The 16,428-nt window shown below is 42.8% G+C and carries 20 protein-coding genes; 16 read left to right on the plus strand and 4 right to left on the minus strand.

The annotated features are described in order from the left end of the window. Positions 1–37: 37 nt before the first annotated feature. A complete protein-coding gene (locus tag AAFN85_RS20580; RefSeq protein ID WP_347529495.1) occupies positions 38–619 on the plus strand; it encodes a Crp/Fnr family transcriptional regulator in 582 nt (193 codons plus the stop codon). Here the strand turns inward: AAFN85_RS20580 and AAFN85_RS20585 are convergent. Beyond that, positions 616–1,209: an HD domain-containing protein gene (locus tag AAFN85_RS20585; RefSeq protein ID WP_347529496.1), complete on the minus strand. Its 594-nt coding sequence runs from the start codon at positions 1,207–1,209 to the stop codon at positions 616–618. The genes AAFN85_RS20580 and AAFN85_RS20585 overlap by 4 nt on opposite strands. A gap of 170 nt (positions 1,210–1,379) precedes the next feature. On the opposite strand from AAFN85_RS20585, the gene AAFN85_RS20590 reads away from it, so the two are divergent. Continuing rightward, complete coding sequence (locus tag AAFN85_RS20590; protein ID WP_347529497.1) at positions 1,380–1,823, plus strand: DoxX family protein; 444 nt, start codon at positions 1,380–1,382, stop codon at positions 1,821–1,823. A 21-nt stretch (positions 1,824–1,844) separates the two neighbouring features. On the opposite strand, the gene AAFN85_RS20595 is transcribed toward AAFN85_RS20590, so the two are convergent. Beyond that, on the minus strand, positions 1,845–2,708 hold the full coding sequence (locus AAFN85_RS20595; RefSeq protein WP_347529498.1) for a helix-turn-helix transcriptional regulator: 864 nt from the start codon (positions 2,706–2,708) through the stop codon (positions 1,845–1,847). Between the two features lie 708 nt (positions 2,709–3,416). On the opposite strand from AAFN85_RS20595, the gene AAFN85_RS20600 reads away from it, so the two are divergent. From AAFN85_RS20600 to hmpA, 13 genes are all read left to right on the plus strand, one after another. Further along, positions 3,417–4,421 (plus strand): sensor histidine kinase, encoded by a 1,005-nt coding sequence (locus tag AAFN85_RS20600; RefSeq protein ID WP_347529499.1) that lies wholly within the window; start codon positions 3,417–3,419, stop codon positions 4,419–4,421. A 154-nt stretch (positions 4,422–4,575) separates the two neighbouring features. Next, positions 4,576–4,995: a hypothetical protein gene (locus AAFN85_RS20605; protein WP_347529500.1), complete on the plus strand. Its 420-nt coding sequence runs from the start codon at positions 4,576–4,578 to the stop codon at positions 4,993–4,995. Between the two features lie 11 nt (positions 4,996–5,006). Further along, positions 5,007–5,336 (plus strand): hypothetical protein, encoded by a 330-nt coding sequence (locus tag AAFN85_RS20610; RefSeq protein WP_347529501.1) that lies wholly within the window; start codon positions 5,007–5,009, stop codon positions 5,334–5,336. A gap of 19 nt (positions 5,337–5,355) precedes the next feature. After that, positions 5,356–6,471: a PAS domain-containing sensor histidine kinase gene (locus AAFN85_RS20615; protein ID WP_347529502.1), complete on the plus strand. Its 1,116-nt coding sequence runs from the start codon at positions 5,356–5,358 to the stop codon at positions 6,469–6,471. Between the two features lie 86 nt (positions 6,472–6,557). Continuing rightward, a complete protein-coding gene (locus AAFN85_RS20620) occupies positions 6,558–6,995 on the plus strand; it encodes an Rrf2 family transcriptional regulator (RefSeq protein ID WP_347529503.1) in 438 nt (145 codons plus the stop codon). A 111-nt stretch (positions 6,996–7,106) separates the two neighbouring features. Next, complete coding sequence (locus AAFN85_RS20625; protein ID WP_347529504.1) at positions 7,107–9,266, plus strand: cbb3-type cytochrome c oxidase subunit I; 2,160 nt, start codon at positions 7,107–7,109, stop codon at positions 9,264–9,266. A gap of 3 nt (positions 9,267–9,269) precedes the next feature. Continuing rightward, positions 9,270–10,307 carry a cbb3-type cytochrome c oxidase subunit II gene (locus AAFN85_RS20630; RefSeq protein WP_347529505.1) on the plus strand — a complete coding sequence of 346 codons (1,038 nt, stop codon included), beginning with the start codon at positions 9,270–9,272 and terminating at the stop codon, positions 10,305–10,307. A 19-nt stretch (positions 10,308–10,326) separates the two neighbouring features. Then, positions 10,327–10,590, plus strand: coding sequence for a hypothetical protein (locus tag AAFN85_RS20635; protein ID WP_347529506.1), 264 nt, complete (start codon positions 10,327–10,329; stop codon positions 10,588–10,590). Beyond that, positions 10,587–10,994, plus strand: a complete 408-nt coding sequence (locus AAFN85_RS20640) for a cytochrome C (protein ID WP_347529507.1) — start codon at positions 10,587–10,589, stop codon at positions 10,992–10,994. Before AAFN85_RS20635 ends, AAFN85_RS20640 begins: the two co-directional genes overlap by 4 nt. Before the next feature lie 133 nt (positions 10,995–11,127). Next, on the plus strand, positions 11,128–11,514 hold the full coding sequence (locus tag AAFN85_RS20645) for a group III truncated hemoglobin (RefSeq protein ID WP_347529508.1): 387 nt from the start codon (positions 11,128–11,130) through the stop codon (positions 11,512–11,514). A gap of 29 nt (positions 11,515–11,543) precedes the next feature. Beyond that, positions 11,544–11,834 carry a cupin domain-containing protein gene (locus AAFN85_RS20650; protein ID WP_347529509.1) on the plus strand — a complete coding sequence of 97 codons (291 nt, stop codon included), beginning with the start codon at positions 11,544–11,546 and terminating at the stop codon, positions 11,832–11,834. Between the two features lie 11 nt (positions 11,835–11,845). Beyond that, entirely contained in the window at positions 11,846–12,142 is a 297-nt protein-coding gene (locus AAFN85_RS20655) for a hypothetical protein (protein ID WP_347529510.1), read from the plus strand. Positions 12,143–12,182: 40 nt separating this feature from the next. Then, the gene (gene hmpA / locus AAFN85_RS20660) at positions 12,183–13,394 is read left to right on the plus strand and encodes an NO-inducible flavohemoprotein (protein ID WP_347529511.1); all 1,212 of its coding nucleotides are present in this window, start codon (positions 12,183–12,185) and stop codon (positions 13,392–13,394) included. A 132-nt stretch (positions 13,395–13,526) separates the two neighbouring features. Here the strand turns inward: hmpA and AAFN85_RS20665 are convergent, their stop codons facing one another. Continuing rightward, positions 13,527–14,045: a protease gene (locus tag AAFN85_RS20665; RefSeq protein WP_347529512.1), complete on the minus strand. Its 519-nt coding sequence runs from the start codon at positions 14,043–14,045 to the stop codon at positions 13,527–13,529. 87 nt (positions 14,046–14,132) lie between these two features. Here AAFN85_RS20665 and AAFN85_RS20670 point away from each other — a divergent pair, with 87 nt between their 5' ends. Then, the gene (locus AAFN85_RS20670; RefSeq protein WP_347529513.1) at positions 14,133–15,248 is read left to right on the plus strand and encodes a metallophosphoesterase; all 1,116 of its coding nucleotides are present in this window, start codon (positions 14,133–14,135) and stop codon (positions 15,246–15,248) included. Between the two features lie 90 nt (positions 15,249–15,338). On the opposite strand, the gene AAFN85_RS20675 is transcribed toward AAFN85_RS20670, so the two are convergent. After that, complete coding sequence (locus AAFN85_RS20675; protein ID WP_347529514.1) at positions 15,339–15,935, minus strand: NAD(P)H-dependent oxidoreductase; 597 nt, start codon at positions 15,933–15,935, stop codon at positions 15,339–15,341. Between the last annotated feature and the right edge of the window lie 493 nt (positions 15,936–16,428).

Consider the following 16,428-nt stretch of genomic DNA (forward strand, 5'->3'; position numbering starts at 1 on the left):
GCGGATATCCCGATAAAACGGGATATTCGCTTTTATTATGTTCGGGCCATTAAAACAATACATCAGCAATAAAACAACACTCACCGAAGCCGATTATGCTAAAATTGAAGCGGTTTGTATTTACAAAAAGCTTCGTAAAAGGCAGTACCTGTTACAGGAGGGCGATGTTTGGAAGTACAACTGTTTTATAGTAAAAGGATTATTGCGTTTTTACAACCTTGATGATAATGGCAAAGAAAATATTATCAGCTTTGCCCGCGAAGATGGCTGGACGGGAGATAGGGCCAGCCTGCTTACCGGCGAACCATCCAAAAACAACATCGACGCTATTGAAGATACCGAACTGATCATGATCACCAAAACTAACTTCGATAAGCTTTGCCAGGAGATCCCGGCTTTTAATGATATGGTTAACGCTATCCTCAATAAAAGCTTCATTGTTAGCCAAAACCGTATCCATTCTGCAATAGCCTTCACCGCTGAGCAGAAATACCTCGATTTTGTACAAAAATATCCAGATCTGGCTATGCGGGTGCCCCAAGCTATGATCGCATCATATTTAGGCATTACGCCCGAAACCTTGAGCCGGGTGCGTAAGGAAAGCGCGAAGAAGCATTAAGCCATTTGGCCTTGTAACAACTCAATATTTTTCTGCTTAAGTGGTTGCAATACTGTTTTACCATAATCAGTAAAATATTGGTGATGCTGTAAAATATGGAGGTTCATATCATGCCATTCGTTATCGGCGTAGCGCTTATCTAAACGTGCTTCCCATTCCTGTTTTAAACGCCCGGCGAAATCTTGATAATTTGTGTCGGCAAAGTGGCTCATATCAGCATCGCAAATAACCTGTTGGGTGAGGTTGTTAGGCAATTGCGGTACTTTGGTGGCTTCAATGCAATCCCAAACCTGCTGTATAAAATCGTTACCGTAATGGTGCTGCATTAAAAACGTGCCCGCTATAACAATGCTGGTATCTTCGTGCCCTTTGTATTGATACAAATAGCCGGTATCATGAAACCAGGCGGCAATTTTAACTATAGTAGTTTGATCGCGGTTTAACCCGCTTTGTTTGGCAATTTCAATAGCTGCATTTACCACGTGTTGGGTGTGCTGTAAATTATGAAAGTACATATTTGCCGGTAAGCCGTTTTTCAACAGCATTTTAACGTAGGCGGCAGCTTTTTGTACTATATTTATTGCAGGCATGATTTACCCGCTATACTACCCGCACAATCTGTAGAAAATCTGGATAATTTATGGCCAGGCAATGCTTCAACATAAAAATGACACTTTTATCCGTATTATGTCAATAAGCTAAGCTATGTGTTTAAACAATTATTTATAACCTTAATTTGCAGCCCTTAACTCATCACACTATGAAAAGCACTTTTCACATCGCCCAACTTTATTTACGGTTTGCCCTGGCTATAGGTTTCTTGTTGCCCGTGGCCGATAGGTTAGGCCTTTCGGGTGCTCCGGGGCAAAGTGGTGTAGCATGGGGTAGCTGGGATAATTTTGTGGTTTATACCAATACGCTGGTACCTTTTGCTAACCATTGGATGGCCGGCGCTATGGGTTTTTTAGCTACTGTAACCGAAGTAAGTGTGGCGGTATTGTTTATTGTTGGTTTTAAGATACGGATAGCGGCCCTGGCAAGTTTCGCCCTCACCTTAACCTTCGCGTTGTGTATGGCCATTTTTTTAGGCTTTAAGGCACCGTTTACCTATTCGGTTTGGGCCGATAGCGCGGGGAGTTTGTTATTAGCATCAATACCTGTTTATCGCTGGAGTATCGATCATAAATTCGAAATGGAAGATTGAGCTGCGAAAACTGTTTTATAATTAGCTACGATAAACGCCTGCCTTTTTAAAATCAGAAAAATTGGTACCGGTGGTGTTTTTAAAGAACTTGCTAAAATGGGCCAGGTCGCAAAAGCCAAGATCGTAGGCTATCTTTTTCATACAGTTATTGGGGTGCGCCGCCTGGCGTTTTGCTTCATTTGCAACGCGTTGGCGTATGTGGTATCCTGCCGATTGCCCTGTTGATTTTTTCACCACCTCATTCAAATAATTAGGGGTTACCGATAGATGATCGGCATAATCGGAAACCATTTTATGCTCCTTATAATTTTTATCAAGCAGGGTCATGAAACTTTGCAGTATTTCGGTATTGCGCGATTGTTTTGAAGGTTGTGCTATCGCTTCAAATTGCCTCGATAAATAAATTAAGAAAATTTTGAAATAGCGTTTCAGGATCTCGGCCCGGTATAGGTTATGCCTGCTGTATTCCTTCATCATTATTTCAGTAATATCTCTCATATCTTCGGCCAGTTCGCTGTTAATAATTGTGTTTTGCATGTTGCTAAACATCTGGTAAAAGTGTGCGTACACAGTTTCGCCGCCGTAATCATCGATATCTAAAAACAAATCGGTGAATGATATAACATAGCCCTGTAAATCCTGGCTAAACTTCAAATCGTGCAGTTGCCCTGGTTTTATCAGCAATAACTGGTTAACAGCTACACCATGCTTTTGCAAATTAAGCCGGTAATAGCCATTGCCTGCCGTTATCCATATCAACATAAAATAATCGTTAGGCAGGTCGATACCATTTTCCTTTATCCAATTAATAGTATGAATTTTGAAAGGCAGGCAGATACTTGCTTTTTCAAAATACGGCGTTGCCAGATCATTAAATTGTTTCATAGTTACTTGTTTAGGATTGTAAAGCGTAATGCAGTATCCTAATATCGTGCCGTTTGTTGTAAGTTTTTGATTATAAGATATTTGTGTGTTTTGTTGTTTTCAAAAACTAACGATATATCATTAAATTCACTATCGGAGAGCGAAATATCGCAGCGTATTTTTATTTGATGGTATGATTTTGGAATGGAGAACTTTTAATGCTACAACTTAAAAGCTGTTTAAAGATGCCTAAGCAGCGGTGCGATATTTCTTAAACGTGCGATTGCTTCGTACATATCCATGGTATAATAAAAAGTGGGTCATGCTGAGCCTGTCGAAGTATGGTGGGTGGGGCCTCTGCGCGCGACCATTCGACAAACTCAGGGTGACAGGCCTACCCGCCAAGCGCCACAAATCCTTCAGAGGCCATCGCTTTTACTTACTCAACTACGGCCTTTTTTATATCTTGAAATAATACATTATGAATGTTAGGATAAAAATGTACCAATTATCCTTATTTGCCATAATATCCAGCCAAATATTTACTCCTTATAAGTGTAATTACTTCAATATGTAATTGATACATCAAAATCCGTGTTTAATACATTGATTGTCATAGTACTATATATGATTTTTATAGGCTGAATAGGTGGCAGTACTTATTTAGGATATAATTAAAAGTTTAATTGTATCTTATTGGTTTTGTGGTTGTTGTAAAAATAGTATCAGGTGAACATCAATATAAATACGTCTGCGGTTGGTTATAAGCTGATACTGATAAGCCTGTTGCTTTTATCATCAATAAAAGTTAATGCCTGTTACTATTATGCTATAGGTAACAAGCAAGCCGGGGCACTTGCAATGATAGAGGATAGGGCCGTTGATATTAACGAAGATCAAACAGGCGTCATTCCGAATATAATTGTAAGCGGCATAGTAATTTTGCTGGCCGTTCTGTTATCTGTTTACAATGCTTACCGGCTAAAACGGCTTAACCGTAGCCTGCTTAATGAAAAGCAAAAGCAAATTGCCGAACAAAAACAAGCATTACAATATTTAATTACAGACAACAACCGCCTGCACAACGAGAAAGACTGGCTGCTTAAGGAAGTGCATCACCGGGTTAAAAATAACCTGCAAATAGTGATGAGCCTGCTCAATACCCAATCGGCCTTTTTAAAAAATAATGCCGCGCTGGCGGCCATTCGTGAAAGCCAGAACCGGGTGCAGGCCATCGCCCTCATCCATCAAAAATTATATAGCAATTTTGAGGTGGCCTATATAGATATGACCATTTATATTCAAGAGCTAATTAATTACCTGGGCGATTGCTACAACGCGCCAGCTAAAGACATCAGATTTGAACAGCAAACAGACCCTGTTAAAATGGATGTATCGCAGGCCATCCCAGTTGGCCTGATGCTTAATGAAGCGATAACCAATGCTATAAAATACGCTTTCCCCGATGGCGGGGGAATTATCAACCTAAGCATGCATGTACAGGATGATCACTGCATCGTACTAAAAATAAGCGATAACGGAATCGGTTTGCCCGCAGATTTTAATATCAGGGAAACATCATCATTAGGCATGGAGATGATGAAGGCGTTGAGCAAACAGCTGGATGGTAATTTAAAAATGGAAAGCGATCAGGGTTTGACCATCACGCTTATTTTCAAGGGCGAAAACAATTTTGGTAACGTGGATAGCCAGAATTATTCCTTACAGGAGTAACTTGTGTTGGTTTTACCTGCTATGTAATCTGTACTACTGAAACCATAATTGGTACATTGATTAGGCGCCTCCCCGCCCCGAACTTTACATTATTAAACAAGAGTTAATTGTTGATTATAAGTTAACCTGGTTTGAAAACTGTAAACATCTACCTATGAAAAAGTTTATACCGCTCTTTGTCGCCTTTTTTGCAAGTGTAACAATGTTGGTTGCCGCGGCGTTTTTCATCAGGCTTAATACCGGTTTAATACAGCCTGCAAATCCTACCGGGTTTTTCATGATAGCGCTCCAGGTTGTTTGCGCGTTAAAGTTTACCCTGATAATAATTATGCTGATGCCACATAAGCCGGTACTTAAACAGGTGGGGCTTGGCTTTGTGCTATCTGATGCGGTGATCATATTTTCTGGCATGGCCTCTGGATACTTATTAACTATACAGTTGCCGCTGTTTATAGTACAAACTGTGCTTATGGTTTACTATATGGCGGGCCAGGGCTATTTATGGATCTATAAAAGTGCTGCAACTGCCGAAAATACAAACAAGAATAATGAACTGGTAACCTCTGGCATTTAAATAAAACCGGTATGCGCCCCGATAATAAACTTTTAGATGTGATCATTAACCTGCAGGCACGCGGCTTTAATCATGATTTTGTTATCGAGAATGAGCATATCAGGTGCCTGCAATATAATGAACTCATCTCGCCCGATGATTTCGAGATCTTAGAGATGTACCATTGCGGGGGTAGCCGGGATAGCGAGGGAGATAACCTGGTATATGCTATCCGCCTCAATAACTACCAGGTTGATGGCATTTTGATGAGCAATTACAGGTCGTATATCAAAGGTATGTCTTTAAGGCTATGGGCCAAATTCAATACCGTTATTAAATTAAAATTATCGCCAACCGAATAAAGGCCACAAAACAAACTATATGAACAGGGGAATAAGAAATATTGATAGCCGCCGAAGCACTTTGCCCGAGTACACCACCAGTGGGGCCTGTATTGGCAATTGGAAAATACAACTAAGATCAAATAAGCTTTCTATCTGCCCGCGGATGCGGAAGATACTGGAACTGGAAAAAGGTTATGATGATCATATCAACGATTTTTTTGACCTGGTTAAGCCCGGGCAGCTAAACCAACTGATCCACGATTTTAAGATAGCCTGTTTTAACGGGGCTAAGTTTGAGAAACGCGTACAGGTAGAAACACCTCGGGGCACCGAAAAATGGGTACAATTAACCGGCGTATTATACTCGCGCCGCTGGGGAACACCCGAACAAATGATTGGCACTATTGAAGATGTTACCCAAAAGGTAAATGAAGAGTGCCTGGGCATGGCCATTGTTAACCACGAATTGCGCGCGCCGTTAACCATCATTAAACTCAATACGCAATCGCTCATTAACCATTTAGGGCATAGTATTAACAAGCAGCCGGTGAAACTGCTCAATATTGTTGATCAGCATATTAATGGTATTACACGTTTGATGGAGGAGTATCTTTCTGCCTCGGATGGCGACAAGCCCGAACAACTAAACTTTTGCTTGTTTGATTTGAACAGCGTTATTGATAATGTAATGGGCGAAATGCGGATCCTGTACACAGGGCACCGCTTTTGTAAAAACACCAATAACGACGCGGTAATGGTTAGGGGTGATAAATACAAAATTATGCAGGTACTCATTAATTATTTTACCAACGCGGCTAAGTTTTCGCCCCAATGTTCGCACATAACGGTTAGCATCAATCGTACCGATACCGATGTTGAGGTGGCCGTACATGATCAGGGCATAGGTATTAACCAGGAGGATGGCAGGCAGCTGTTTCAAAAGTTTTGCCAAAGCAGCCAGAAATCGGTAAGGCAAAAAAACAGCAAAGGCCTTGGTTTATATATTGTTAAAAATATTATCCAAAAACACGGCGGTACCGTACGGGCCGAAAATGGCCAAAATGGTGGAGCTGTGTTTTATTTCAGTCTGCCAAATATCGAGCAAAGTAAATTTAACACAACCGGGCAGGAGGCGGTAAAATTGATGGCCTAAAACAGTCATTTTTAAGTAAGGAAATAATAAAAGATATTTTTATCTTCTATTATTGAAACTAATGCCTACATTTGCTTTATAAAGCAATGGGAATATTTTCAAAAACATGTGAGTACGCGGTGAGGGCGGTGTTTTTTATAGCACAGCGCACAGCCGATGGCAGTAGGGTAGGGATAAAGGAAATAGCAACCAGCATTGATTCGCCCGAGCATTTCCTGGCCAAAATACTGCAGGACCTGAGCAAGCGCGGCATCATCCAATCGGTAAAAGGCCCGCACGGTGGTTTTTACCTGGACGATCAAAGCCTTGCCCGCCCGCTATCAGATGTAATAGAAGCCGTTGATGGCGGAGGCATATTCAGGGATTGCGGTTTGGGCTTGAAGGAGTGCTCGTCAAAAAATCCCTGTCCTTTACATAACGATTTTTTAGATGTAAGGAACCGCCTGCAAAGCATGCTCGAAAACATTACCATCGGTCAGTTTAATGGAGACCTGAATTTAGGTACTGTAGTTCTTAAAAGATAAACCACCCGCGCATCGCAGGGTAAACACATTCAATTTTTTTGGTGAATTAAAACTTAAGATCACCATTAAAAGATCAATTTAAAAGATAAAAAGGTGTTAATATATTTTAATATGAAACCAAAAATCTACTTAATTTTTAGCCTGTTAACAGGTTTAGTGCTGTTATCCCCCGGTAGCAGCGCCTACGCCGATGAGGTATTAAAACCCGACCCCGCTTTTAACACCGGCGCGTGCATTATCATTGCTATAACTGTTTTTTTATTGCTGTTGTTATTGCTTTGGCTTATCCGCCTGGCCCGCGGCCTTCGCGAGGATGAGGTAGCCCGCGAGCGCTATGGCGATAAATGGATGGCAACGCAAATTAATAACCTTGATAGCCCGCAGCTGGAACAATTGATCAGGCGACGCCAGACCCAACAAAAAGCTGCTGAAAAGGCGAAAGGGGCAGGCAATGGTTTCAATGCTACAGCGATAGTTGTATTGCTGCTGTTGCTGGCATCAACTGCCAATGCGCAAACTACTGATGTAGGTCAGCATGTGCTTACCAGCCCAGGTATGCTGATCATGCTCACTTTAATATTTATCCCGCTGTTGGTAACCGTGTTTTTGGTAGGATTGAAAATCAAGAATGTAGCCGCCAAAACCCGCTACGGTAGGGTAAAAAAAGAAACCAGGCAAATAGCCGAAGCGGCGGATAATGATGACGAAGTTTACGAGGAACTACTGAAACGTAAACATGCGCTCGATTATCGGCTAACTAATAAAGAGCTGGCCGGCAGTATTACCCCCGAAGATTTGAAAGGGATTTTGCTGAATGTTGATGAAGTGCACGGCCCCCGCCTTTTTGCGGCCAAACGTAAGGCGGCACCTAAACATCAAACCGATCCGAAACTGGTACGCCTCATTATGTGGTACCTGGGCAGCGCCGCGCTATGGCTTGTTTTAGGCACTTCTATCGGCGAATATATCGGCATCAAATTCGTATCGCCCGATGCTGATCATGTTAGCTGGCTAAGCTTTGGTCGCCTCAGGCCGTTGCATACCAATATGGTTTTTTGGGGATGGTCATCAATGGCTATGATAGGCCTTGGGTATTACGTGGTAACTACAGTAAGCAATACGCTTGTTTACAGTATTAGGTGGGGATATTATTCGTTGGTACTCATCAATTCGGCGGTAACTATCGGCAGTTTGATGCTTATGGCGGGCATCAATAATGGCGGAGGCGAATATCGCGAATACATATGGCCGGTGATGGCGCTTTTTGCGGCGGGTATTGTTGTTAGCCTGTTTAATTATCTTAAAACTATAGGGCAGCGTAAAACAAAAGAGATCTATATCTCAAATTGGTATATAGTATCGGCCATGATGTTTTTAACGGTGATAGCAATAGTGGGCTACCTCCCTTTTTACCAAAACGGACTTGGCGAAACCATTGTGCAGGGTTATTATATGCACCAGGCAGTGGGTATGTGGTTTATGTTTTTTAACCTTGGGCTGATATACTATTTTTTGCCGCAGCAGTTAAATACGCCTATTTACTCGTACAGTTTAGGGATCCTGGCGTTCTGGTCGCAGATACTGTTTTATACGCTGATAGGTACGCACCATTTTATTTTTAGTTCGATACCATGGTGGTTGCAAACGGTAGCTATTGTTGGCAGCATGGGCATGCTGATCCCGGTGTTTTCGGGCACTACCAATTTCATCATGACGTTCAGGGGGAATTTTAATAAAATTGGCCGCAGTTATACGCTGCCATTTTATATAGTGGGTATCCTGTTTTACTTTACAGGATCAACCCAGGGCACGGCCGAAGCTTTCAGGGAAACCAACCTAATCTGGCACTTTACCGATTTTACCACCGCCCACTCGCACTTAACCATGTACGGCATTATCGCCTTTATGCTTTGGGCCAGTATTTACACTATTGTTCCGCGACTTACCGGGAAAGAGCCTAAACAAGGCCTGGTAGGCGCGCACTTTTGGATGGCATTGATCGGTTTGCTTTTTTACACAATACCCCTCATGATAGGCGGAACGCTGAAAGGCATAGCCTGGACAGAAGGGAAACCTTTTATTGATGGCGTAGTGATGATGGCCCCTTACTGGCTGTGGCGAGCCATTGGCGGCACACTGATGTGGGCATCGCACCTGGTTTTTGCCTGGAACATTTATGTAATGTTTGCCGCCCACAAAAGCGAGGCGGATATCAAAAACGAGATTTTTGAGCAACTGAACAACCAACCTGTTAACGCCGAAATTGCATAAGCCATGGAAATTTATAACGATCATAAAAAGCTTTTTACCACTGCGTTATGCTTTTTCCTGCTGCTAACATTTTTTGTGGCGATAGGGCCGGCATTTACCAGTCAGAATAATAATGCCCCATTACCGGGCAGCAAACCTTTAACCAACCTCGAAACTGAAGGCAAGGCGGTTTTTATTGCCGAAGGTTGCGTAGCCTGCCACACGCAACAGGTACGCAATGTTGATATGGATAAAGTTTGGGGCCCGCGCCCAAACATAGCCGCCGATTATGCCAATATAACCCGTACCGATGTATGGCGTAACACCGCCACGCTAATGGGATCGGAACGTACCGGCCCGGATTTGACTAATGTAGGCGTCCGCCAGCCGGGCGATGAGTGGCATTATCTGCATTTGTTTAATCCGCGATCGGTAGTTAAGCAATCCATCATGCCATCGTACGAGTGGCTGTTTGATATAAAAGACTATGCCTGGCCAAATGATGTGGTAGTTAATGTACCTGACGATTTCAGGAAAGGCATTACCGGGAAGATAGTAGCATCGCCAAAACTTATCGCGCTGGTGGCCTATCTAAAATCATTAAAAGAAGTTACCCTGCCTAATAGTACACCGGCGCCATTATTCCTTTACGGAAAAACCGCGGCTGATAAGGCGAGCGCTACAGGCGGTGGCGTAGCCGCCAAACCCGAATTTGATGGCGCAGCCTTATACGCTACCAATTGCCAAAGCTGCCACCAGGAAAATGGCGAAGGCCTGGTAGGTGCCTTCCCTGCATTAAAAGGAAGTAAAGTGGTGTTGGATGATAACCCCGAAATGCAGGTAACCATTATTATGAAAGGTTATAATGGCCGCATAAGCGAGGGCTATGGTGTGATGCCTCCCGTAGGTACCAACAATAATTTAAAACCCGAAGAGGTAGCCGCCATAGTAAACCACGAACGCGAAAGCTGGGGCAATAAATCAAAAAAAGTAACGGTAGCCGATGTGAAAAAGATCATTGCCTCATTCGGCAAACCTGAAGCGGAGATCGCTAAAAAATAATACACTCAACAATTACAAAATGAAAAAATATATCATACTGCTGCTGATGATCATCCTTCGGTTGGATGCCACGGCGGTACCATGCAGCAACCAATCATCCGGCAGGTTTGGAGAAACTACACCGGATGCCGGTCCTGACGGTAACCTGGATTACTTTATCGTATTGGTTATGGTAATTATAACGCTGTACGTGCTGATAGCCACCATTAAATGCTTTGTAAAGCCCGGCGAAAAGCATGACGAACACATTAAACGTATGATTTTAAACGATATGCAGCCATGAGAGACCAAAGCTTTGTAACCCTGTTTATCGACGACGATGCCAAGCCCCTGGGCGAATTTCCTGCCCCGGTAACCTTCGATCTGGATACCCGAAAATTAACCGACGGCAACCATACCCTTAAAATAGTAAGTAAAGACCACCAGGGTAAGGAAGGCATCAAACTTATCCCCTTTGTAGTGCGCAACGGTCCGGCCATAGCTATCGAAGGTTTAAAAAAGGATGAGATAGTAGAAGGCGTATTGCCGCTGATGATAAATGCCTACGGCAAAGGCGATCAGAAAACATTCATGCTGCAGGGCAGCGAAACCCCTCAAAGTATCCCCTGGTGGCTGGTGGTAGGCATTATTCTGTTTGTGGCCTGGACAGGGTATTTTATCATCACCTCGCTGGCTGTGAAGCTTTAGTGATTTGGGATTGCGGATTTTCGATTTCGGATTTTTTCTGAACCGGAATTAAACGAATGAAAGAATTTTTAGAATTCGGGCAATTTCTTAATTCTAAAAATTCCGGTTCAGAAAAATAAAAACTAACAACGAAATGAACGATATACAAAACCTCACATCGATCAAACTACTGGTTGATGATTTTTACAGCAAGGTGCGGAACGACGGATTATTGGGTCCCGTTTTTGCCGACGTAATTAAAGACGATTGGCAACCGCACCTTGATAAAATGTACGCCTTTTGGAATACGGTACTATTTGGCGTTGCTGGTTTTAAAGGTAACCCCTTTGCCAAACACGCCCCGCTTATCATTAATGCAGATCATTTTAACCGCTGGCTCGAACTGTTTACCCAAACTGTTGATACCCATTTTGCAGGGCCCATGGCCGATGATGCCAAAAACAGGGCGGGATTAATGGCCGTGATGTTTCAAAGCAAGCTGGCCAATATGAAAGGCGGCCCTGGCAGGGTGATCGTTTAATTACTTCAATTATTAAAAATCAAAATGTTATGAAACAGCTTCAGGAAAACCAAAACTTCCGGGTGGTTAAAATAGAACTTAAGGCTGATGCTTGTATGAAAAGGCATATCGCCACATCTGATGCATGCCTGCTGGTTGAAGAAGGCAGCGCGTTGCTCATCTATAGTGGCGAAACCTATGAACTTAACAAGGGCGAAACTTTTGTAATACCAGCCAACGAGCAGCATATGCTAAGGGTGATCAATGATTTAAAAGCCTGGATAATACTGGCCAACGGTGCCGAGATCAGGTATGCCGAACCGGATGGGGTTTACAATTAATATTAAATAACATGATAATTGAACAAGTGCGCGAGCAAATGCAGGAAGCTACCAGGCCAGTAGTTAAAATATTAAAACAGGGTGATGGTTACAAGGTAATTACTATCGGCCTTAAAAAAGAAGCGGTGCTTAAGGAGCATAAAACTGCTGTTCCGGCCACGCTTGTAATACTTGAAGGCAAGGTATTATATAACGAGGCCGAACGATCTGTAGAACTAAAAAAAGACGCTGAATTTGAAATACCCGTAAACGTGCTGCACGGGCTGTTGGCTGTGGAGGATAGTATTTGCTTACTCATTCAGGGCTGATTTTAAGCAGCATATTAATAAATATATAATCTGTTAAATTATGATCACTAACAAACAAAAGGAGTTGGTTAAGGCCACAGTGCCGGTGTTGAGAGAGCATGGCGTATTATTAACAAAGCATTTTTATAACAGGATGTTTACCCACCATCCCGAACTGCGCAATGTATTTAACATGGGCAACCAAAAAAACACTAAGCAACAAACCGCTTTGGCGCTTGCTGTGCTTGCCTATGCCGAACATATTGAAAACCCTGCTGTACTAATGCCTGTGCTTGACGGAATTGGGCAAAAACACACCAGTCTTGATGTAAGGCCCGAGCACTACGCCATTGTCGGTAACCACCTGATAGCCTCCATAGGCGAAGTTTTAGGCGATGCCGCTACGCCTGAATTATTGGAAGCCTGGACGGTAGCCTATAACCAGCTTGCAGGGATTATGGCGAATCACGAAAGTAAATTATACGCCAGCAAGGTAGAAAAGAAAGGCGGCTGGACAGGCTGGCGTCCGTTTGTGGTGAAAGAGAAAGTAAAAGAATCGGCCGAGATCAACTCGTTTTATCTATATCCTACCCACGGCGGTGAAGTACCGGATTTTACCCCCGGTCAGTTTTTGAGCGTACGTTTGTTTTTGCCCGAGCTTAACTTGTTGCAGCCACGTCAGTATAGCATCTCGAGTGCTCCGAATGGTGAGTACTACCGAATTTCGGTTAAACGCGAGGCAGGCAATGAGCTGCTTGCCGATGGTTTGATCAGTAACAGGTTACACAATTTTGTTAACGAAGGTGATATTATCGAAGTATCGGCACCGGCGGGCGGCTTTGTTTTAAACGCCGATAGTGATCGTCCTGTGGTTTTTATAAGTGGTGGCGTTGGTCAAACCCCATTAATGAGCATGTTGGAAAGCCTGGTTGAAAGCGGCAGTAAACGTCCTAAAACCTGGATCCATGGTTGCAGGGATAATAATGTGCATGCCTTTAAAGAGATGATCGAATATTGGGAAAGTAAAAACGAAGATGTTAAAAAACACATTTTTTACAGCGAAGTAGCGGGAGATGAAGCCGACGATTGGTACGCAGGCTGGGTTGACCTAAATCAGTTAGGTGATGAGATCTTTGCGCCCGAAACCGAATACTACATTTGCGGCCCCGCCGGGTTTATCGAACTGCATTACCGCGAATTGCTGAAAAAAGGAATTGATAAACAATTGATCCATTTTGAAGAGTTCGGCCCGCAAACTTTGCAGTTGAATTAGGAGGGAGGAGTTTAATCACACAACATTATTGCGAGGCACGAAGCAATCGCGAACTATACAAGTCGGACCTGCTTATGTGCGATTGCTTCGTGCCTCGCAATGACGTGTTTGTTATAACTGTTTCTTAGTGAATTACTTCACGTACTCAAACGATACACTATCCTTAACAGCCAAACCACTCATGTTTTGACCAACATATACAATAGTATATTTGGCAGGTTTGCTGATATCGAATGCTTTTAACAAGTCGGCAGTTACTGATAAGCTATCTTTAGCGTTAACCTTTAAATAAGCGCTGGCAGGTGGCGGCATAATACGTTTGGCCATGGCGCCTTTGTATTGCATTTCTTGTCCGTTTGCATCTTTTACCTCAATGTATTTACTCATCAATGGCTCAAAAGGTGTATGCCATTTGCAAAACTGGCGCGCAGTATCGGCTGTATTGTAAACGGTAAATTTAAGTTCAACTGGTTCACCAATTTTAATGGTGTTTTTAATTTGCAGTTTGGCAGTCAGGCTGTCGCTAACTGTTGCCGGGGTAGTTTGATTAGCAACAGAATCGGCAGACGAGTTTGCTTTTTTGGTGTTGTTCACGCTACAGGCAGATAATGTCAGTAGGGCAGCAGATAAGATCAATTTGTAGTTTTTCATGCGCAAAGGTACAAATTTACCGTCCGGTGATGTGGTTTAGGGGGCAATTTAACCCAATCTTAACAGTAGGTTGCGTATTTTTGCCATATGGAGCAACTCACATTAGTCTCTACCGAAAAACACACCACACCGGTTATCAAAAAAAATCAGCCGGACGATAGTTATAAGTTTCAACCTTTACCCAAACCTACGGGTGCTTATCCATATCATTTATCCATTCATGATGCTGTAACCGGTGTTGCCGATAACAAAATTGTATTCCATATGGTTGGGGATACAGGTAGTAGTCGTAATCCCGGTTCGCAAAGACATATAGCGGGTTTAATGGCCACGCAGTTTGAGCAACATACCGGTGAAAACAAACCGAAGTTTTTATATCATTTGGGTGATATCGTTTATCACCACGGTGAAGCTGAAAAATATTACGACCAGTTTTTTGAACCCTACAGCCAATATCCCGCACCCATATTTGCCATTGCCGGCAATCACGACAGCGATGTAAATCCCGCTGCCGAAACGCCTTACCAAAGCCTCGATGCCTTTACCTCCGTGTTTTGTGATACAGTTTCGCGCCCATTAGCATTAAGCCGGGAAATAAACCGCAATAGCATAACGCAACCCAATATTTACTGGACGATGGATACGCCGTTGGCTACCATCATCGGCCTGCATACTAACGTACCTAAGTTTGGCGTGGTTACAGATGAACAACGCGATTGGTTTATAGAAGAACTTAAATCGGCCGATTTGCGACGGCCAAACAAAGCAATTATTCTTTGCATGCACCATGCACCTTACTCGGCTGATATTAATCACGGTGCCAGCCTGCCAATGATAGATTTTCTGGAAGGTGTTTTTGAAGAAACAGGCATTCGCCCGGATATTGTTTTTAGCGGGCATGTGCATAATTATCAACGCTTTCACAAGCATTATAGCGATGGTACGGTGATACCTTTTATTGTAGCAGGCACCGGCGGCTTCGACGAGTTGCATGCCGTAGCGTCAACTGATAACGAACTATTTACTGCCGACGATGCACGCTTTGATAATGTTAACCTTGAATGCAGTTGCGATACCCGCCACGGATTTTTGAAACTGGAGATTGAGAAGGTTGATGCTCAAATCACCATAACAGGCGAATATTATACTGCTACTGATGATGAGACAGCCGAATTATCAGATAGGTTCACTTTAACTGTGTAATATAAAAAGCAAGCAAAGACGCAAAGCCGCTAAGAAAAACCTTTGCGGCTCAGCGCCTTTGCATACCTAAGTTATTCAACAATACATTACTTACAATTCGATAGATTCTATTGCCCTATCTAAAGCCGTTGCCTGAAGATCGGGAACTTTGATACCCTCAACGCGGAATGCTTTAATATCCGTCATCCCCATAAAGCCTAATACCGCGCGCAGATACGGCTCGGTGAAATCATAAGCTTTCATAAAACCTTCTGAGTAAACTCCGCCTGATGCTATGGCCAGGTACACCTTTTTGTTTTTTACCAATCCTTCAGGGCTTTTACCATCATATTTAAAAGTTTTGCCTGCGCGGGCAATATGATCTATCCATGTTTTTAAGGTTGATGGGATACTGAAGTTGTACATCGGCGTATCTATCACAATTGCATCGGCAGCCATTAATTCGGCAATGGCCTCGTCCGAGTGTTTAACGGCTTCAACCAGTTCTGGTGTGCGTTTTTCTTCGGGGGTATAGAATGATGTAAGGTGTGCTTCCTCCAAATGCGGGAATGGGGTAGCGGTCAAGTCATGGGTAGTTAATGTATTATCCGGATTGGCCGATTGCAGTTCCTTAACAACGGCATTGCCCAATTTTACGCTGAATGAAGCCTCGCCCTGCGGGCTGCTGATTAGATGTAATATTTTCATTTCTGTGTGTTTTGAGATAGCAAAGTTATCCGGGTTTGCTATCAAAAAGATACTACTATCCTAAAGGATACCGGTATCCTCTGGGATAGCGAGGCTATTTAGCAAGTCAGAAAACTGCATCCGAGGCGCACCTTGATAGAGAATAATTAGCGTTTAAGTACTGTTCAATTTTTAAAAGTGGAACACTTCGCTTTTTTGTATAAAATGGAACGCTTGATATTCAGTTACTTGTAAAATGGATAAAACGTTAAAAATACTGATTTGAACATCTTGGCTTTGATAATCAGTTGTTTATAAAATTCGACTTCAAAAGTTGAACACCTCGTTTTTAAAAATTGAACACTGACAGGATCCTGGCAGCAGATAGTTGGCCGCGTAATCAGTTTGCAGTTGTCTGAACCGGAATTTGGGGGAATTAAGTAATTAACAGAATGCTAAGCAAATTCAAAAAATTCAAATAATTCCCCCAAATTCGAGTTCAGACAAAAAACAT

It is taken from the genome of Mucilaginibacter sp. CAU 1740 (assembly GCF_039839285.1).
In the GTDB taxonomy this organism is placed as follows: domain Bacteria; phylum Bacteroidota; class Bacteroidia; order Sphingobacteriales; family Sphingobacteriaceae; genus Mucilaginibacter.